This is a genomic window from bacterium, assembly GCA_035559435.1.
Taxonomy (GTDB): Bacteria; Zixibacteria; MSB-5A5; order WJJR01; family WJJR01; genus JACQFV01.
On the sequence record DATMBC010000063.1, the window covers coordinates 1 to 19,251 of the forward strand.

At 65.2% G+C, this 19,251-nt stretch carries 12 protein-coding genes; 11 read left to right on the top strand and 1 reads right to left on the bottom strand.

From position 1 onward, the window contains the following. The 7 genes from VNN55_07310 to pilQ all read left to right on the top strand — a co-directional run. Positions 1–2,868, top strand: a 2,868-nt coding sequence (locus VNN55_07310) for a S8 family serine peptidase (protein HWO57356.1), incomplete at its 5' end; no start/stop codon positions are given. Positions 2,869–3,107: 239 nt separating this feature from the next. Continuing rightward, the gene (locus VNN55_07315; protein HWO57357.1) at positions 3,108–4,577 is read left to right on the top strand and encodes a sigma-54 dependent transcriptional regulator; all 1,470 of its coding nucleotides are present in this window, start codon (positions 3,108–3,110) and stop codon (positions 4,575–4,577) included. A gap of 223 nt (positions 4,578–4,800) precedes the next feature. Continuing rightward, positions 4,801–5,856 (top strand): type IV pilus assembly protein PilM, encoded by a 1,056-nt coding sequence (pilM, locus tag VNN55_07320; protein ID HWO57358.1) that lies wholly within the window; start codon positions 4,801–4,803, stop codon positions 5,854–5,856. A 4-nt stretch (positions 5,857–5,860) separates the two neighbouring features. After that, positions 5,861–6,586 (top strand): PilN domain-containing protein, encoded by a 726-nt coding sequence (locus VNN55_07325; protein HWO57359.1) that lies wholly within the window; start codon positions 5,861–5,863, stop codon positions 6,584–6,586. Between the two features lie 65 nt (positions 6,587–6,651). After that, the gene (gene pilO, locus VNN55_07330; GenBank protein HWO57360.1) at positions 6,652–7,272 is read left to right on the top strand and encodes a type 4a pilus biogenesis protein PilO; all 621 of its coding nucleotides are present in this window, start codon (positions 6,652–6,654) and stop codon (positions 7,270–7,272) included. Between the two features lie 4 nt (positions 7,273–7,276). Continuing rightward, entirely contained in the window at positions 7,277–8,881 is a 1,605-nt protein-coding gene (locus VNN55_07335) for an AMIN domain-containing protein (protein HWO57361.1), read from the top strand. A gap of 29 nt (positions 8,882–8,910) precedes the next feature. Further along, on the top strand, positions 8,911–10,233 hold the full coding sequence (gene pilQ / locus VNN55_07340; protein ID HWO57362.1) for a type IV pilus secretin PilQ: 1,323 nt from the start codon (positions 8,911–8,913) through the stop codon (positions 10,231–10,233). A gap of 623 nt (positions 10,234–10,856) precedes the next feature. On the opposite strand, the gene VNN55_07345 is transcribed toward pilQ, so the two are convergent. Next, positions 10,857–11,207 carry a helix-turn-helix domain-containing protein gene (locus VNN55_07345; protein HWO57363.1) on the bottom strand — a complete coding sequence of 117 codons (351 nt, stop codon included), beginning with the start codon at positions 11,205–11,207 and terminating at the stop codon, positions 10,857–10,859. Between the two features lie 277 nt (positions 11,208–11,484). Here VNN55_07345 and VNN55_07350 point away from each other — a divergent pair, with 277 nt between their 5' ends. The 4 genes from VNN55_07350 to VNN55_07365 all read left to right on the top strand — a co-directional run bounded on the left by VNN55_07350 (position 11,485) and on the right by VNN55_07365 (position 18,968). After that, positions 11,485–13,065: a TolC family protein gene (locus VNN55_07350; GenBank protein HWO57364.1), complete on the top strand. Its 1,581-nt coding sequence runs from the start codon at positions 11,485–11,487 to the stop codon at positions 13,063–13,065. A 13-nt stretch (positions 13,066–13,078) separates the two neighbouring features. Next, positions 13,079–14,185, top strand: a complete 1,107-nt coding sequence (locus VNN55_07355) for an efflux RND transporter periplasmic adaptor subunit (protein HWO57365.1) — start codon at positions 13,079–13,081, stop codon at positions 14,183–14,185. 27 nt (positions 14,186–14,212) lie between these two features. Beyond that, entirely contained in the window at positions 14,213–17,350 is a 3,138-nt protein-coding gene (locus tag VNN55_07360) for an efflux RND transporter permease subunit (protein ID HWO57366.1), read from the top strand. A 193-nt stretch (positions 17,351–17,543) separates the two neighbouring features. Further along, positions 17,544–18,968 (top strand): FAD-binding oxidoreductase, encoded by a 1,425-nt coding sequence (locus VNN55_07365; GenBank protein ID HWO57367.1) that lies wholly within the window; start codon positions 17,544–17,546, stop codon positions 18,966–18,968. The last annotated feature ends 283 nt before the right edge of the window (positions 18,969–19,251 follow it).

A 19,251-nucleotide genomic window follows, 5' to 3' on the forward strand; every position in this document is an offset into this window, starting at 1 on the left:
GCCCTCCCCGCCGACAATTGGGCCGAGATCGCCGCCGATGAACGCGTTGTCTGGATCGAGCCGTTCTGGCCGCGTGTGCCGCACAACAATTCCAATCGCGCGAATGTCAACGCCGACATCGCTCAGGCCGCGCCGTACAATCTCAACGGCCTCGGCATCGTCGTCGGCGAATGGGATGAAGGCCGCGCCGATCCGAACCATGCCGACTTCGGCGGACGCATTATCTCCGCCGATGCCTCGGCCATTTCGACCCACTCCACCCATGTCGCCGGCACCGTTCTTGGCGCCGGCGCCGCGCCATCGTTCACCTACAAGGGCATGGCGCCGATGGCCACCCTGCTTTCACACCAGTGGTGGAACACCGGCTCGGAGATGGAGCTCGAGTACCAAAACGGCATCGACAATGTCGACATGCGCATCGCCACCAACTCCTGGGGTGTGGGCTATGGCCCGCCCAACGCCTCCAACTGCAACGCCTTCCTCGGAAACTATTTCGCCGAGTGCGGCAATCTCGATGATGTCGCCCGCGGCGAATTGGGCAAACCCGTGACCATCGTCTGGTCGGCCGGCAACGAGCGGTCGACCGGTTCGCAGTATTGCGGCTCGATCGGGTTCACATGGGGAACGGTCACCCCGTATGGCACCGCCAAGAATGTCCTGACCATCGGCGCGATCAATTCCAACAATTCGACCATGACCGGCTTCTCCAGTTGGGGACCGACCGATGATGGCCGTCTCAAACCCGAACTGGTCGCCCCCGGTTGCCAGACCTCCGTCGACTTCGGCGTCACCTCCACCAAACCCGGCAGCGGCTACACCGTCGCCTGCGGCACCTCGATGTCGGCGCCGACCGTCAGCGGCTGCATCGCCCTCTGGATGCAACGCTGGATGGCCACGCGTCTCGAGCCGCCGCTCTCCTCGACCGCCAAGGCGGTCTTTGTCGAAAGCGCCGATGACCTCGGCGACCCCGGCCCCGAATATGATTGGGGCTATGGCCGCGTCGATGTCACCGCGGCCGTCGACCTGATCGACCAGAATCGCTACCTCGAGGACTCGATCACGCAAGGGGAGACCAAGACCTGGACTTTCACCAATTCCGGCGCGCTGTCGCTGGTTTCCGTCACGCTCGCCTGGGATGATCCCGCCGCCGCCGCCAACGCGGCCACCACGCTCATCAACAACCTCAACCTGCGCCTGATTCCACCGTCGGGGCCGGCTGAGCATCTCCCGTGGGTCCTCAACCCGGCCAATCCCTCCGCCTCCGCCACCACCGGCGTCAACGTGCGTGACAATCTCGAGCAGGTCCGTCTGACCGGCGCGCTGGCCACCGGCACCTGGATAGTCGAAGTCACCGGCGCGTCGGTGCCGCAGGGTCCGCAGCGCTTCTCGCTGGCGTTCGCGCCGGGCATGACGCTCTCGTCGACCCAGCAGGCCTACAACCTCGACATCGAGCCGGTCACCAATCCCTCCGCGCTCGCCGGCGTCGCATGGCTGCCGTTTACGCTGGCCAACATGGGATTCACCGCCGACACATACGATGTCACGCTGACCAGCAGCCACGGCTGGGCCATTGCCGACAATCCGCGCGTGATCGCGCTGGGCGCCTATTCCGACTCGGCGCTCACTTACAGTCTGACCATTCCCGACGGCACCCCCTATGGGACGATCGACACGGTCGTCGCGCTCGCCGCATCGCAGGGCGCTCCGCCGCTTTCGTCGATCGACACGATGTTTGTCACCGTCATCTCCGGACGCGCCGTCTGGGCCGAGGCGGGACGCGACTCGCTGGGTGTCGTCGGACGCACCGTGCAGATGACCGCGCGCCTGACCAATGCCGGCATCGCCGATGACACGATCAACTGGACCGTCGGCAATGCTCTCGGCTGGAGCGTCAGCCCCGCCGCCGGTTCGGTCGCGGTCGCGCAGGGGGAGTCTGCCGACATCGCGTTCGATGTCGCCATCCCGCCGTCGGTCCCCTATGGCACCACCGCCGAGATCGTCGTCGCCGGCGTGTCGAACGATGACCCGTCTGCCGCGGACGCCGACACGATGACATTGCAGGCGTTGCCGCGCCCGCCGCATCCGGTCCTGCTGGATCCCGCCGACGCGCTCCTGACGAATCAGAGCGCGCAGACCCTGCGCTGGACGCATGATGCCTACATCGCGCCGCCGCCGGGCTTCTCCAACTTCGACTACTACGTCGACTTGGCCGATGATCCCGCCTTCACGGTCAACGCCCTGCGCACCGGCCCATTCCCCGATACACAGACCGTGACCGCGGCGCTGCCCGATGGCGCCCATTACTGGCGCGTGCTCACCGTCAATCCGCTCGGCGACACCAGCGATCCATCGGCCGCGCGCCAATTCACCACCGACACCCAGGCGCCGGCGATTCCGACGCTGAATCCCGCCGCCGACAGTCTCTACGAGGCCGACACCACCGTGACCTTCACCTGGCAGAGCGTCCTCGACGCCGCGCAGTACAAGTGGGAGATGGCGCCCGACCCGTCGTTCACGGTCGCCGTCGATTCCGCCCTGCTGGCCGTCGCCACCCAGGATCGCGTCCTGCCCTCCTGCAGCACCGTCGTCTTCTGGCGCGTGGCCGCCATCGACGCCGCCGGCAATCGCTCGGCGCCGTCGGCGCCGCATCGCTACGCGGTCTATCAGGTTGGCGACATCAATTTTGACTGCCAATTGAGCATCCTCGATGTGGTCGGCATTGTCGAGATCGCCTTCCGCGGCGGCGCCTTCCCCGATCCCGAGGGCCGCGCCGAACTGCTCTGCAATCCGCCGATCGACATCACCGACGTCGCGCGGCTGGTCGATGTGATCTTCCGCAACGGCCCGCCACCCTGCGGTCCGAATTAATCGCCGGTGGGCGCGCACCCGCGCGCCCACCGCCCGCATTCCCGCTCGGCCGCATAAGAGGCGACCGGATGGCGCGATCGCTGCCGCGCCTACGGGCCCAGACCATCCCAGTGCATTCCCGTTCAATTCTCCGCCCGCTTCGCCGATAAGTAGACAGGGGCCGGTCGACAGACCATGCGTTCACCTGCCGACCGTATGACCGTGCCGTTGCGACCGTCTGACCGCAAGTGGAGGACGTCTTGACTCAGCGCCATTTACGCATCGTACTCGTCGACGACGATCCCGAGATCGCCCAGGCGGTGGTCAACTATCTCGCCCCCGAAAAGTACCACATCCGCGTCATCGGTGATGGCGCGCTGGTCATGACGGCGGTGCGGGAAGAGGCCCCCGACGTGGTCATTCTCGATGTCCATCTGCCGTCGATGTCCGGACTGGAGATCCTCCGCCAGATCAAGGCCGAAACTCCGCAGACCCCCGTCATCATCGTCTCCGGCTATGTCTCCACCGACAACGCCATTGAGGCGATGCGCCAGGGGGCCTTCGAATACCTGACCAAGCCGTTCCGTCTGGCCGAACTGGAGCGCGTCCTCGGACGCGCCACCGGCCAGAACGCCGGCGATCACATCCCCGACGACGAAAACGTGCCCCTGGACGGCGACCAGATTCTCGGCAAGTCGCCGGAGATGGTCGCGGTCGCCAAGATGATCGGGCAGATCGCGCTGACCGACGCGCCGGTGTTGATCATCGGCGAGACCGGCACCGGCAAGGAACTGGTGGCGCGCGCCATCGTCCGCAACTCCGCCCGCCACAAGGCGCCGTTTTTCTCCGTCTCCTGCAGCGGCGCCTCGCCGCAGTCGCTGGAGGCCGAGCTGTTCGGCACCTTTGCCGATGGCCGTACCGTCCGCGGCAAACTCGAAATGGCCAACGGCGGCACCATCTTCCTCGATGAGGTCGCCGATCTGTCCCTGCTGGCGCAAAGCCGTCTCTACCGTGTCCTTGAAGAGAAAATGTCCGAGCCGCTCGAAGGCGGCGAGAAGCGCCCGGTCAACGTCCGGGTGATCGCCGCCTCCAACCAGAGCCTGGTCGACGCGATGAAGGAAGGCCGCTTCCGCGTGGACCTCTTCTATATGTTGAAGGCGGTTTCGGTTCACCTGCCGCCGTTGCGCGAGCGCAAGGCCGACATCCGCCTGCTCTGCGACTACTTCGGGCGCAAGTACTCGCGCATGGAGCATCGGCCGCACAAGCCGCTGTCGACGCAGGCCTACGAGCGCCTGCTGCACTACCACTGGCCAGGCAACGTGCGCGAACTGGAAAACGCCGTCCATATGGCGGTGCTCCTGTCGCGTGAGTCCGAACTGATGCCGGAGGATTTCCCGGTGCTGGCCGATGTCCGGCCCGCCGTGTCGCTGGACACCGACCAGGTGCGCCAGGAGTGTCGCGACATTTTTGCCCGGATCCTCGCGCAGGTCTTCGACAAGGCCGCGGCCGCGGCGCCGGGACGGGTCTATGCCGACATTACCGCGGCGCTGGAGGAGACGTTGGTCGAAGCGGCGCTGGCCGCCACCGAACAGAATCAGGTGCGCGCCGCGCAACTGCTGGGCATCTCGCGCAACACCCTGCGCGAACGCATGAAGCGCATGGCGCCGCAGGCGGGCGCCGAGGCGGTCACTGCCGGGCGCGCCCAGACCGAGCCGGCAACACGCTTCTAATGTGGAACCCACAGTGTGGGACAAACCCCACACACGGGTGTTTGCGGACCGGCCGGGTCCGAGAAAAAAGCCCTAAATCGAACAGCCCAACCGGCCGATGCAGTAACAGACAGTCGGGAAACTCGATGGCCCGGGCGAAAGGCAATTGGCCGTCGCATCCCGCCAGGATACTCAAAGCACGACGGCGCCACGGCGCCGCATGAGAGCGGAAGTGGGGAGGATCATGGGCTTTCCATTCAAACGCCGTAACAAGTCGGTCGCCGCGCTCGACATCGGCGCCAACGCGCTGAAGTTCGTGCGCCTGGATCGACACTCCGATGGGTTCACCCTGTCGGCCGCCGGCATCCGTGAAATGCCGCCCGAGGCCCTGGTCTCCCACGAGATCAAGGACCGCGACGCGATCATCCTCAATATCCAGAGTCTGCTGGACCAGTGCGATCCCCGCACCGACGAGGTGGTCGTCTCGATCGCCGGACACGGCGTCATCACCGACAAATTCGAAGTCGATCTCAAGACCGGCGGCGAGGCCGAACAGGCCATCCTCTTCGAGGCCGAACAACGCTCGCCCTTCGACGTCGACGACGTCTCCATGGACTACCACATCCTGCGGACCGACCCCGACCGCGGCAAGATGGAGGTCCTCCTCGTCGCCGCGCGCCGCGAGTTTCTGCAGGAGTATCTGCATTTGATCGAGGACGCCGGCCTGAAGACCAACATGGTCGACACCGACGCCTTCGCGGTGCTCAACGCCTACCAGATCAACTACGAGATCGATCCGGAGCGTGTCACCGCGCTGGTCAACATCGGCTTTGACACCACCAACGTGATCTTCCTCAAGGATGGTTCCTACCACTCGACCCGCGACGTCTCCGCGGGCGGGCGGATGATCTACGAGGCCATTCAGCGCGAGTTCCGTCTCAACCAGGAACTGGCCGCCAAGGTGCTCAAAGGCGAGCTGGAGTCGACGGTCGATCAGGACATGCTGCGCGCCACCGTGCGCAACGCCGCCGACGAATTGCTCACCGGCATGGAAGTGGCGTTTTCGTACTTCCGCACCCTGGCCAAGACCGACGCCGTCGATTGGATCGTGTTGTCCGGCGGCGGCGCCCTGATCCCGTATCTGCCCGAGAGCGTGCAGTCCAAACTCGGCATCCCGATTGAGATCTTTAACCCGCTGCGGAACATTGAATACGATCCCGAACTGTTCGGCGGCATCGACCCGGAAAAGATCGCCCCGCTTCTGGCGGTGGGCGTCGGATTGGCTTCGCGCGAGGTCTGAGACCATGTCAATGATTGAAATCAATCTACTGCCACGCGAACTGCGCCGCTCCACAAGCGGCCTCGCCGTCCCGAAATCGGCCATCACCGGCATCATCGGCGCGGTGATCTTCGCCGGCGTTCTGGGCGGCCTCACCTTCTGGCAAACCCAGCGCCTGGCCGCCGTCGAAGCCGACATCACCCGCGCACAGGCCAAGGTCGAAAGCATGCGCGCCGACATCGAGCTGGTCGACCGCCTGACCAACGTCAAGGCGTCGATCGCCCAGCGCCTCGAGGCCATCGAGGCCCTCGACCGCAACCGCGGCGAGTGGGTGCGCAACCTCGAAGACATCGTCGCGGTCATCCCCGACTACCTCTGGCTGACGGGGTTCCGCCGCAATGACTTCAAGGCCAACCGCCCCGGACGCGGCCAGACCGATTCCACCGCCGCCCCGGTCAACAACGACTACCTCTTCGACGGCTACTGCTACTCGCTGTCGAGCCTGGCCAATCTCATCCTCAACATGCAGGATTCGCCGCGCTTCTCCGATGTGTCGCTCAAGCGCGCCAACTTCACCGACGTCAAGGACCGCAAGGTCTATGAATTCACCGTCTTTTGCCTCCTCCAGCCGGTGTCCGATGGCGAAGGCACCGGCGACGAGGCGGTCAACCCGGCCGAACTGGGCATCGATCCCAACGCGCTGGCAACCGAAGTTTCGGTCTACGACGAAACGATGGACGACGGGGAATAACTCCCCGCGACGGCAGTCAGGAGCGTATTCGCAGACGGGCGCTGCGCCGCCCATGGATGGATGACATGGACCTGAGGAACCCCACAACGCAAAAATGGCTTCTGGCGGGACTGGCGTGTTGCGCGGCCGCTTACTTCTGGTACACCAAGGTGTACGTCGACTACCAGGAGAAAATCGACGCCTCCTACACGCGTCTCGAAGCGCTCGAGACCGAGGTCAAGAACGTCGAAATGAAGTTCCGGACCCTCGATGCGCTCAAGCAGGAGTACAATGACATCGTCTCCCGCTACCGCAACGTCTCCCAGTTGCTGCCGGAGGAGAACCAGCTCTCGCCGCTTTTGACCAAGATCCACGGCGCGGCGCTGGAGACCTCCTCGCGCGTCGCCACCGTCGATCCCCAGCCCCCCGTCGACGAGGGCTTCTACCAGCGCGAGAGCTTCAATTTGACGGTGCACTCAACCTTCCACGACTTCGGCGACTTTCTGTCGCGGCTGTCGAACCTGCCGTTCATCGTCAACGTGCAGGACGTCGAATTGGCGACCGTCGAAGACCAGAACAATCCCGAAATGGAGACCGGCGGCTACACGCTCACCGCGCGGCTGACCATCTCCACTTATCACGTTAAAGAATCCGAGCGCCTGATCCTTCTGGATCAGCCGTCGATTGCGCAAACGCCGGGGGAGTAAGACGATGAAGCGACTGGATAAGATCGTAAGTCTCGTGACGGTCGGCGCCGTCGTCTGCGCCGTGGCCCTCCCCGCGATCGCCGGGGCCGCCACGCCGGTGCGGAATCTCACCCTCGCCAAAAACGGGGACTTCACCGAGATCACCCTGCCGGTGCCGTCGTCGCAGTTGTGCGATCATTTCACCGAGCCGGCCACCGCGGCCCGGCCGTTCCGCATTGTTCTCAACATCTGCAATGCCGAGCACGCGTTGACGCAGCAGCACTTCGTCAACCTGCCGCCGTGCGTCGTGCAGAAGATTCGCACCAGCCAGTTCGCGCCGAATCCGGAGCCGGTTGTCCGCGTCGTTCTCGACTTGACGAAGTCGGCGACCTACACCGTGCGCGCCGAGGCCGACCGTCTGGTGATCGCGATCGCCGACGCCTCGCCGGCGTTCGCCGCCTGGAACGCGAACGCCGACGCGCCGATCCTGGCCCAGGCCGTGGCGCCGACAAAGACTGAAACGCCCGCGGTGGAAAAGCCCAAGGTCAATCCGCCGACCGCCGCTCCGTCCGCTCCGGTCGAAACCAAGCCCGCGCAGTCGCTGACCGCCGAGCCGGTCCTCACCCAGAACGAACCGGTCAACAATGCGCCGGTCACCGCCGCCGATCTGGCCGGCCCGAACGCCGCCACGGCCACGGCCGCGACCGACGTGACGCCGAACACCGACGCGCCCGCGCCGAGTTTCTCGCTGCCCTCGCAGCCGCTGGTCCTGGCGCCCGAATATCTCTCCGCCGCCCGGGAAGCCGAGACGGCAATGAAACAGCCGGAGAGCGCCACGGCCCCGGTCAACCCGGACAACAACGCGCCCCCGATGCTGGCGGCCACCAATGACCCGCTGGCCAATCTCGGACTGCCGCCGGAAAACACGACGACCGACACCGCGACCACGCAGGAAGCGCTGATCGATCGCCTCAAAGCCAAATTCTTCAGCAACAACCGCGCGCCCAAGCCCTATCTGACCGAAGAGGGGATCTTGATCGAGCAGTTGCAGAACATGGACAGCGCGGTCTATGGCCCGCCGACGCCGGGCACGGAAATCGACCGCGAGGCGCTCTTGGAGCGCATCCGCCTTGCCTCGCAGCATCCGGGCATTCCCGCCAACATGCTGCCGTCGGTGCCGGGCGGCCCGGCCCGCGTCGAGGTCTTTTACGATGACCTCGGCCGCCGCGACCCGTTCGAGCCCCTGCTCAAAGGCCTGCGCTCGGGCTTCATCTCCGAAGCGCTGCCCAGCGTCGAGACCCTGCGCATGGTCGGCGTGCTGAAGGATGAGGAACGCGCCATGGCGCTGATGGAAGACACGGAAGGGCACTCGTACATCATGCGCCCCGGCGACCCGGTCGAAAACGGCCGCGTCCTGTCGGTGGGCGAGATGCGCACCGTCATTCAAGTGGACGAATACGGATGGACCCGCACCGTGGTCCTGCAGTTGTCGCCGCGCGGCGCCGATCCTTCGAAGGCGCTCGGGGCCAACAGCTGGGGACCCGACGAAACGGAAACCGTGACGCCGACTCCGGCCGCGCCGGCCACCACCGCGCCCGCGCCGACGACGCCACAGCCACAGGGTAATTGACAGGCACTCTTACGGAGGGCGAAAACACTATGCGACGCACCGAACACCGCCGCACACGCTGGACGGGCGCGGCACTGCTCTTGGCCGGAATCATCGGTCTTGCCCTGCTCTTCGCGAGTCCGGCGAGCTCCGAGCCGATCAAGAACATCAATTTCCAGAACGCCGACATCCGTTCGGTCATCAACTTCCTGGCCGAGTACGGCGGCGTCAACATGGTGGCCGCCCCCAACGTCCAGGGACAGGTGACCCTGAACCTGAAGAACGTCGAGTGGCGCCAGGCCCTCGAAATCCTCGCCAACACCTACGGCCTCAAGGTGGTCGATGAGCCCGAAGGGTATGTCCATGTCCTGCTGATGAAGGACTTCATGGAACGCGAGGCCGAGCGCGAACGCCACAACAACGAACAGCGGCAGATCGTCGACCTCGAAACCAAGTTCTTCCCGATCAAGCACGCCAACGCCAAGGACATCATCCCGCCGGTCAAGTCGATCCTCTCGACCCGCGGCAAAGTGGAAGTCGATGTCCGCACCAACGGCCTGCTGGTCTCCGATGAGCCCGGCAACCTGGTCCGCCTCGAGAAGTTCATCGCCGAGATGGACCGCGAGACCCGCCAGGTGAAGATCGCCGCCAAGATGGTCGAAGTCTCCAGCGACTACCTGCACGAACTGGGTGTGAGCTGGCAGGTCAACTCCGAAGGCGAAGACTCGCGTGGACGCGACTACTTCAACGAGGGCGTCACCGACGGCGCCGACCGCCTCGCCGATCCGTTCGGCCAGTACACGTTCACCACGATTCAAAACGGCTGGGAGCTGGAAGCGAGGATCGCCGCGCTCGTCTCCGACGGCAAAGGCAAGATCGTCGCCCATCCCGAAATCACCACCGTCGACAACAAGGAAGCCCGCATCCAGGTCGGGCAGAAGGTGCCGGTCAAGCAGTTCTCCGCCACCGGCGACGTCGTCATCACCTTCGAGGAAGTCGGCACCATCCTGCGCGTCACCCCGCACATCACGTCCGACAACCGCATCCTGCTGCAGATGAAGCCGGAGCGCTCGTCGTTCTTCTTCGACCCGAGCGGCATCGTGATCAACACCAGCAACGCCGAGACCAACGTGGTCGTGGAAAACGGCCAGACCGCGGTCGTCGGCGGCCTCACCACGCAGGATGAGATCGTCACCGAGACCGGCATCCCGGTCCTCAAGGACATTCCGGTCATCGGCGTGCTGTTCAAATCGAAGAGCACTTCGCAGGAGTCGCGCGACCTGGTCATCTTCGTCACCCCGACCATCGTCGACCCGGCCCTGATGGGCGCCGCCGACACCGAGGGCACTACTCACGCCCCCGGCACCAATTAGTCTACCCCCGTAGTGCGTGCAAGTTATAAACGTCCCGTGGCCCGCCAGCCACGGGACGTTTTCTTTGCCCACTCAGTGGCGCCGGCTTTCAGCCTGCGCCGAACAGGTTGAAATCCTGTTCCACCGAAGAGCAACAAAGATCCCAGGACCCGGCAAAAAGCGCCGGGTCCTGGGATGACGTTGTTTGGGATCGTGTGATGTAGTGTGGTGAGGCGGGTCTCACGCCCGCCCAGATGATTTGGGATTCGAGTAGCAGCCGGTCGGGGAACTGCGCCTCACAGCGTCATCCCCTCTTGCCGTCATTCCAGGGCCAACGACCGGAGACGAAGCCGATGGTCGTTGTCCCGGGAATCTTTGTGCCATGGCGCGGCGGTGGAATAAGGATTACATCGTCGTCGTCCGCTTGCGGCGGATCCCTTCTCGGAATGGATGCAGCGCCAGACCTGTTTGTCTCACCCACAGACGAAAGCAGATGCTTCGCTTCGCCCGGCATGTCATCGCCGGGCGCATGGAACTTGACTCTGGATTGAAAACCGCAGGGGCAGATCTGAGACCTGCTCTCTGCTGCTTAGGTGACGTGAGGGCGATCGGCCGCAGCGGAGAGCCCGCTTTTTGCCGTCGAGTCATCTCCTGCCGGCGCGCGGACGCGGGGCCGCACGGTCATAACGATCACGCGCCTCCTTGATCGCGGTGCGATGCCGCTCGGCCCAGTCCGCCAGGGCCATGATCGGCTTGAGCAGCGTGCGTCCCTGCGTGGTCAGTTCATACTCCACCCGCGGCGGCGTGGTGGGGAAGACGGTGCGCCGGATCAGTCCATCCCGTTCCAGCCCGCGCAGCGTCGTGGTCAACATCCGCTGCGAGATGCCGTCGATGGTGGAACGCAACTCGCTGAACCGCCTGGCCCCGCCCCCCAGCAGCGCCACCACCAACACGCTCCACTTGTCCCCCACCCGATTGAGAATCTCGCGGATCAGGCAGGCGTCATCCCGACGGCCGCGCGGGGCGCGGCCTCCCTCGCAGAAGCAGTGACGCAATCTTTTGTGACGCAATGGCATAATGCGACTGTTCGTGTCCCGTTTGGAGCGCGGTACCTTCTTGGTTCCGAAAAGTAACCAACAAATGGAACAAAACCTCTCTCGCGTCGTTAACGCAGATTATCGCGGAGAGTTTCTGAGAAAATGATAACCTCCGTGCTCCGAATTTCGTTTGCATCAGCGATTCAGGGGACCGTACACCGCGAGGACCATGACCTTGACTCGATCCGCATCGCTTGTGCCGGCCACCGTTCTGGCGTTGGGGCTGACACTCTTTCATACGACGGCGCCTCTGGCGCAGCAGCGCATTCTGCCCGACAGCGCGCTCGCGGCGACGCTCGATAGTCTGTCGGGGATGCCCTTGCCGCTGTCGGAGGCCGTGCGGCACGCGCTGGCCAACTCGACGGCGGTCCGTGCCGCCCAGGCCTCCTATCTGGCCGCGCGCGGCGCCGCCCGCCGCGAAGCCGGTGCCTTCGATCCCGAACTGTTCTTCCAACTGGACTACCTGGACGATGAGCAGCCGACCGCCTCCTTCTTTGCCGGCGCGCCGACCCTGCTCACCACCACCACCACAACCACATCCGGCCTGCGCCTGCGTCTGCCGACCGGCACCAGTTTCGAATTGGCGCTCAACACCACCCGGTTGGAGACCAATTCCGGTTTCGCCTTTCTCAATCCGGAATACGACGCGTTCGGTTACTTGCGTTTCCGTCAGCCGCTCCTGCGCGGGTTCACCGCCTCCGGCGCCAGGGACTACCGTCGGGCGCGCCGGCAGCGCGATGCCGCGCGCGCGCGTTACGAACAGGCGATCCTCGCGGCCACCGCCGAGGTCGAACGCGCCTACTGGGACCTCTACGCCACCGTGCGCGATTACGCCGTGCAGATTCTGACCGTCGAGCGCGGCCGGGCGTTGCGGCGCGAGACCGAATTGCGCGCCCAGGCCGGGCTGGTCGGTCCCAACCAGGTCGCCAATGCCCGCACCTTCCTCGCGCAGCAGGAATTGCTTCTGCTTGATCTGGCCGAACAACTCGATACGCAGTCCGACCGGCTTGCTTCCTTGATCGGGGTCCGTCCCGAATCCGGCCTCTCGCGCTTCATCCCCGTCGGCGAGCCGCCGGCGCGTTTTGTGATCGCGCCGATCGACTCCCTGGTCGCCTTGGCGCAGCGCAACAACCTCGATCTGCGCGCGGCCGCGCAGGATGTCGAGGCCGCGGAGGTTCTCGCGCGCGCCGCCGGCTGGGAACTGCTGCCCACCGTCGACCTCGTCGGTTCGGTCGGCGGCAACGGGCTGGCAGGATCGCCGCAGGACGTCATCTTCGGCGATGACACGCTGCGCGTCGAGCGCCAGGGCGGTCTCGGCGATGCGATCAGCGAAGTGACCGGACGCGACTATCCCAACTGGAGCGTCGGCATCGAGGTCACCATTCCGATCGGATTCCGCCAGGGACGCGGCGAGCGCGACCGGCTCAAGGCCGAGGCGCTGCTCTCCCGGGAGCGCCAACGCGAACTGTCGCGGCTACTCGAAGAACGGGTCCGTGCCACCCACCGTGAATTGACCAACGGCCAGGCCCGGCTCGACGCCGCCCGTGAGGGTGTCGATGCCGCCCAGGAACAGGTGCGCACTGGTCTCATAGAATTTCATAATGGCCGCACCACCGCCTTCGAGCTGGTGCGTCTGGCGGCCGATCTGGCCGCCGCGCAGCAGCGCTACTCGGAGGCGCTGGCCCGGACCGCCAAGGCCGCCGCCACGCTGCGGGAACTGGCCGCCGACCCCGACGCGGTCACCGCGACGCCGTGAAAGGACTGACGATATGACACGCCCGATGACCATGATTCACAACCGGCGCTGCAACTGGATTCTTCTGACCGGCGCCCTGACGCTGGCCGCGGCCGGCTGCGGCACACAACAGGCCGGTGGCGGCGGATTCACCATGCCCCCCATGCCGGTCGAGGTCGCCCGGGCCGCGATGCAATCGGTCGCCGACAAGTTCGAAGCCGTCGGCACCATCGAGGCGCTGGAGGCGATCAGTGTGGTGGCCGAAATCGACGCCGCCGTCGTCAGTCTGCCTTTCGAAGAGGGGGGAAGCGTCCGCAAGGGCCAATTGATCGCCCGGTTGGACGACTCGCAACTGAAGGCCGAAGTTGACCGCGCCGCGGCCGTGCGCGATCAGTCCCAGGCCACCTACGACCGCGTCAAGGCGGTGGTGGAGCAGAAGGCCGCCGCGCCGCAGGATCTTGATGACGCGCTGGCCGCGCTGCGCGTGGCCGAAGCCAATCTGGCCGCCGCCAGGGCCCGCTTCGACAAGACCCGGATCACCGCGCCCTTCGACGGTATCGTCGGCGCCCGCCGCGTCAGCGTCGGCGCCTTCCTGCGCGCCGGTGAGACCATCACCGATCTGGCCAACATCGACGAGATCCGCGTGATTTTCTCGGCGCCCGAGCGGTTTCTGCCGCAGCTGACCCGCGGCGCCGATGTCACGATCTGGACCCCGGCCTATCCCGGCCGCACGCACACCGGCAAGATCGCCGTGATCGAGCCGGTGGTCGATCCGGCCACACGCACCGCGCGGATCGTGGCGCGGGTGCCCAACCCCAAAGGCGAGTTCCGCCCCGGGATGTCCGCCAACGTCGCCGCCGAGCTGGCCCGCCGCGACAGCGCCATCACCATTCCCAACGAGGCCATCTTCGCCAACGCCGGGCAGATGTTCGTCTTCCTGGTCAATCCCGACAGCACCGTCGCCCGCGCCGCGATCACCGTCGGCGCGCGGCTGGTCGATGTCGCCGAAATCACCGCCGGTCTGACGCCGGGCTGCGTCGTCGTGCGCGCCGGTCACCAGAAACTCTTTGAAGGCGCGCGCGTCATGCCGATTGCCGACGCCGAGGCCGCGGCCGGCGCAAATGCGCCCACGGCCCAGTAGGCCGAATGACCCACGAGGGCTGACCATATGAAACTCAGCGAGACTTCCATCCGCCGGCCGGTCTTTGCCACCGTCATGAGTCTGGCGATCGTGCTCTTCGGCGTGATCGCCTTTACGCGCCTGCCGGTGCGCGAATACCCCGATATCGATCCGCCGATCATTTCGGTCGTCACGCTCTACCGCGGCGCCAGTCCCAGCGTGGTCGAGACCGAAATCACCAACGTCCTCGAGGAGCAGTTCGCCACCCTCGAAGGGGTCAAGACCCTCAGCTCGGCGTCGCGTGAGGGCGGATCGGTCATCACCATTGAGTTCGAACTGGACCGCGATGTCGACGAGGCCGCCAACGATGTCCGCGACCGTGTCTCGCGCATCCGCGGCCAACTGCCGGAGGAAGTTGAAGATCCGGTCATTTCCAAAGTCGACGCCAACGCCCAGGCGATCATGTGGCTGGGTCTTTCGAGCGAAACCTACGATGGCCTGCAGCTAAGCGAGACCGCCGACCGGGTGCTCAAGGAGCGCATTCAGCGTCTCGACGGCGTCGGGTCGGTGATCATCGGCGGCGAACGCCGCTACGCCATGCGCGTCTGGCTCGATCCCCTGCGCCTGGCGGCGCATGGGCTCACCGTCCAGGACATCGAAGCCGCCATTCGCCGCGAGAACGCCGAGATCCCCGGCGGACGCGTCGAAGGCGACCTGCGCGAGTTCGCCGTCCGCACCCGCGGCGAACTCTCCCGCCCCGAGGAATTCGGCGCAATCATCGTCGCGCAAAGAGACGACGAGGTCGTGCGCCTGCGCGACGTCGCCGAGGTCGTGGTCGGCGCCGAAGACGAACGCACCGTCGCCCGCTGGAACGGCCAGACCGCCGTCGGACTGGGCATCGTCAAGCAGTCGAAGGCCAGCACCGTCGATGTCGCCCAGGCCGTGCGCGACGCCCTCCCCGAACTGATCGGGCTTCTGCCCGAGGGGATGAAGCTCGATGTCGCGTATGATTCCTCCGAGTTCATCAACGACTCGATCGCCGAGGTCGCCGAGACCCTCATCATCGCCATGTGCTTGGTGGTGCTCGTCGTGCTGGCGTTTCTCAAAAGCTTCCGCGCCACCACCATCCCGTCGCTGGCCATCCCGGTCTCGATCATCGGCGCATTGGCCGTCGCCTACTTTGCCGGCTTCACCATCAACATCCTGACGCTGTTGGCGATGGTCCTCTCCATCGGTCTGGTGGTCGATGACGCCATCGTCGTGCTCGAAAACATCTACCGACACATGGAAATGGGCAAGGACCGCCGACGCGCCGCCCTCGACGGCAGCCGCGAGATCGGCTTTGCCGTCATCGCCACCACCATCGCCCTGGTCGCCGTCTTTGTCCCGCTCGCCTTCCTGACCGGCTCGGTCGGGCGCCTCTTCAACGAGTTTGGCATCACCGTCGCGGTGGCCGTGCTCATCTCGGGATTCGTCGCGCTGACTATGACCCCGATGCTCTCCTCGAAGATCCTGCGGCCGCTGCACTCCGGCGGCTCGAGCTGGGCGTCGCGCTCCTTCGATGTCTTCTTCGATGCGCTCGACCGAGTCTATCACCGCATTCTGACCGGGGCGTTGCGCCGCCGCGGCCTCATGCTCGGCGCCGGCGTCCTGACCATCGCGCTCGCGCTGGCCCTGTTCAGGCTCCTGCCCAGCGAACTGGTTCCGACCGAGGACCGCGGACTCGGATTCGGTATCGTGATCGCTCCCGAGGGCGCCACGCTGGAGTACACCGACAAATACGTGCGTCAGATCGAACAACAACTGCTGGCTTTGCCCGAACGCCAGGGGCTGTTCACAGCCATCGGGCTGGGCTTCAACGGCCCCGGACAGGTGACCAATGCCTTCATGTTCCTGCGCCTGGCGCCGCGCGAGGAGCGCGCCCGCTCGCAGCAGCAGATCGTGCAGTCGCTTTTCCCGCAACTGATGGCCATCCCCGGCGTGCTGGCCTTCGTCATCAACCCGCCCAGCATCGGCGGCGGCGTCTCCTCGTCACCGGTTTCCTATGTGCTGCAGGCCGACAGTTATGAGGAACTAAGCCAGGGCGTCGGTATCATGATGGCCGAAGCCTCACAACTCGGCTACCTGATCAACCTCGACTCCGATCTGCGTCTCAACAAGCCGCAACTGGACATCGAGATCGACCGCGAACGCGCCGCCAATCTCGGGGTGTCGGTCACCGCCATCGGCTCGACGCTGGAGACCTTCCTCGGCGGACGCACCGTCACCAACTTCAAGCGCGGCACCAAGCAGTACGACGTCATCGTGCAGATGCGCCCGCAGTCGCGCGCCACCCCCGACGCGGTGCAGGACATCTACGTTCGCGGCAACACCGGGCTGGTCCAACTCGCCAACGTCGTCAACATCCGCGAGAGCGTCACGCCCAAGGAGCTGAACCATTACAACCGCGTGCGCTCCGCCACCATCACCGCCAGTCTCGCCCCCGGCGCGACCGTGGGGCAGGCCCTCGATGATCTCGATCGCATCGCCCGCGAGAAGCTGCCCGCCGGGATCAAGCGCGAGTACTCCGGCCAGTCGCTCGAGTACAAGTCGTCGAGCACGAGCTTGTATCTCATGTTCTTGCTGGCGGTCATCTTCATCTACCTGGTGCTGGCCGCCCAGTTCGAGAGTTTCGTGCACCCGCTGACCATCCTGCTGTCGGTGCCGCTGGCGGTCTTCGGGGCGCTCTTGACCCTGTTTATCTTCCGCGAGAGTCTCAACATCTACTCGCAGATCGGCCTCATCATGCTGATCGGGTTGGTGACGAAGAACTCGATTCTGATCGTCGAGTTCGCCAATCAACTGCGCGCGCAGGGCAAGGCGGTGATCGACGCGGTCATCGAGGCCTCGACCATCCGGCTGCGCCCGATTTTGATGACCTCGTTTGCGACCATCTTCGGCATTCTGCCGATCGCGGTGGGCCTGGGCGCCGGCGCCGAATCACGCCGCCCGCTGGGTCTGGCGGTCGTCGGCGGCATGTTCTTCTCAACGTTCCTCACCCTGGTGCTGGTGCCGGTGGTCTACACATTGCTCGCGCGTTTTGTCCCCGCGCGCGCCGCCGCCGAGAATCCCGAGCCCGTCGCGCCCGCGCACGGCCACGCGCTCCCCGGTCCGATCCCCGGCGCCCAGCCGGCAACGCCGCAATAAATCGTGACTTTCGGACTGACTGTCGCCGGTTTGTCGGCGACAGTCAGTCCGTGGCCATCCTCTCATTCCTCGCCATTCGCCGTCCGCCTCGCTTGACTTTGGCCGCCTGAGAAATTAGGATAAAATTCGACGGACTTGCGCTCGCGCACCCGGCATTCCGATTCGTGCCAGTCACAAGCTTCAAGGAGGAACGATGGGACCTGTGAAAGTCGCCGCTCTCTCGGGGGGTGCCACCGAAGTGCCGTCGGAGGCCGTCACGCAACTGCGCGCGCGACTGCGGGGCGCGTTGCTGCAATCCGGCGATCCGGGCTACGATGACGCGCGCGCCCTCTGGAACGCGATGATCGACCGTCGCCCGGCGCTCGTCGCGCAGTGCGCCGGCGCCGCCGATGTCGCCGCGGTCGTCGCCTTTGTCCGCGAACACAATCTGTTGTTGGCGATCAAAGGCGGCGGTCACAACATCGCCGGCAACGCCGTCTGCGACGGCGGCGTCCTGGTCGAATTCTCGCGGATGAGAACCGTGGAGATCGACGCAAAGGCAAAGGTGGCGCGGGTCGGACCGGGCGCGACCCTGGGCGACTTCGATCAGGCGGCGCAAAAGCACGGCCTGGCCACGCCGCTGGGCATCAACTCTACCACCGGGGTCGCCGGCCTGACGCTCGGCGGCGGTTTTGGCTGGCTGTCGCGACGCTTCGGGATGACCATCGACAACCTGCTGGCCTGCGAAGTGGTGCTGGCCGATGGGCGCGTCGTCACCGCCAGCGAAAAGGAAAACGCCGATCTCTTCTGGGCGCTGCGCGGCGGCGGCGGCAATTTCGGCATCGTCACCCGCTTCGAGTTCCGCCTGCATCCGGTCGGTCCCGAAATCCTCGCGGGGCTTTTTGTCTTCCCGCTGTCCGATGCCCGCTCCGCGCTGAAAAAGTACCGCGAATACATCCAGTCACTCGGTGATGAGACCACCGTCTGGGTCGTGATGCGCAAGGCGCCGCCGTTGCCGTTTCTGCCCGCCTCGGCCCATGGCACGGAAGTCATTGTCTTTCCCGTCTTTCATTCCGGCGACCCCGACGCTGGCCGGCGGGCGATCGAGCCGGTGCGTCACTTCGGCGCGCTGCTCGGCGAGGCGGTCGGCATGCAGCCCTATACCGGCTGGCAATCGGCCTTCGATCCGCTGCTCACGCCCGGCGCGCGCAACTACTGGAAGTCGCACAATCTCGCGGAGCTCAAGGATGGCTTGATCGATCTGTTGATCGACTACATCGGCAAACTGCCTTCCGATCAGTGCGAGATCTTTCTCGGCGGCATCGGCGCGGCCACCACGCGGCCGGCCCGCGACGCGATGGCGTATTCGCAGCGCGACACCGTCTATGCCATGAACGTGCACAGCCGCTGGGACAATCCCGCCGATGACCAGAAATGCGTTCAGTGGGCGCGCGACTTCTGCCAGAAGACCGAGCCGTATGCCACCGGCGGCGTGTATGTCAACTTCCTGACCGCCGACGAAATGTCGCGTGTGCGCGCAGCCTATGGTCCCAACTATGACCGCCTCGTCGCGGCCAAGCAGAAGTACGATCCGGGCAATCTCTTCCGAATGAACATGAACATCGCGCCGGCGCGGTAGGAAGTGCCCGCCTTCTGGCGGAACTGACGCGCGGCACCCAGAATCGGTTCGCCCGGCTCGGCAGGGGGGAAAAGGATTGCTTCGTCGTCACCTGCGCCTCCGGCTTGGCTCCGCCTCGAAATGACCGTGAGGTAACCTGTGTCGGAGGAATGATCCCCTCCGTCATGGCGAGGAGGCCCAGTCCGCCGTGGCGGGAAACAGGCTTTACTGCAATGCGCCCCAATGAGCGATTTGTAATTGATTGCAATTCATATGATTAATACATTCCAGTGAAGCGCAATAT

Bases quoted from the DNA above. Each gene is read 5' to 3' on its own strand.
- pilM (HWO57358.1), top strand. From the start codon at position 4,801: ATGGGCTTTCCATTCAAACGCCGTAACAAGTCGGTCGCCGCGCTCGAC.
- VNN55_07325 (HWO57359.1), top strand. From the start codon at position 5,861: ATGTCAATGATTGAAATCAATCTACTGCCACGCGAACTGCGCCGCTCC.
- pilO (HWO57360.1), top strand. From the start codon at position 6,652: ATGGACCTGAGGAACCCCACAACGCAAAAATGGCTTCTGGCGGGACTG.
- VNN55_07335 (HWO57361.1), top strand. From the start codon at position 7,277: ATGAAGCGACTGGATAAGATCGTAAGTCTCGTGACGGTCGGCGCCGTC.
- pilQ (HWO57362.1), top strand. From the start codon at position 8,911: ATGCGACGCACCGAACACCGCCGCACACGCTGGACGGGCGCGGCACTG.
- VNN55_07355 (HWO57365.1), top strand. From the start codon at position 13,079: ATGACACGCCCGATGACCATGATTCACAACCGGCGCTGCAACTGGATT.
- VNN55_07360 (HWO57366.1), top strand. From the start codon at position 14,213: ATGAAACTCAGCGAGACTTCCATCCGCCGGCCGGTCTTTGCCACCGTC.
- VNN55_07365 (HWO57367.1), top strand. From the start codon at position 17,544: ATGGGACCTGTGAAAGTCGCCGCTCTCTCGGGGGGTGCCACCGAAGTG.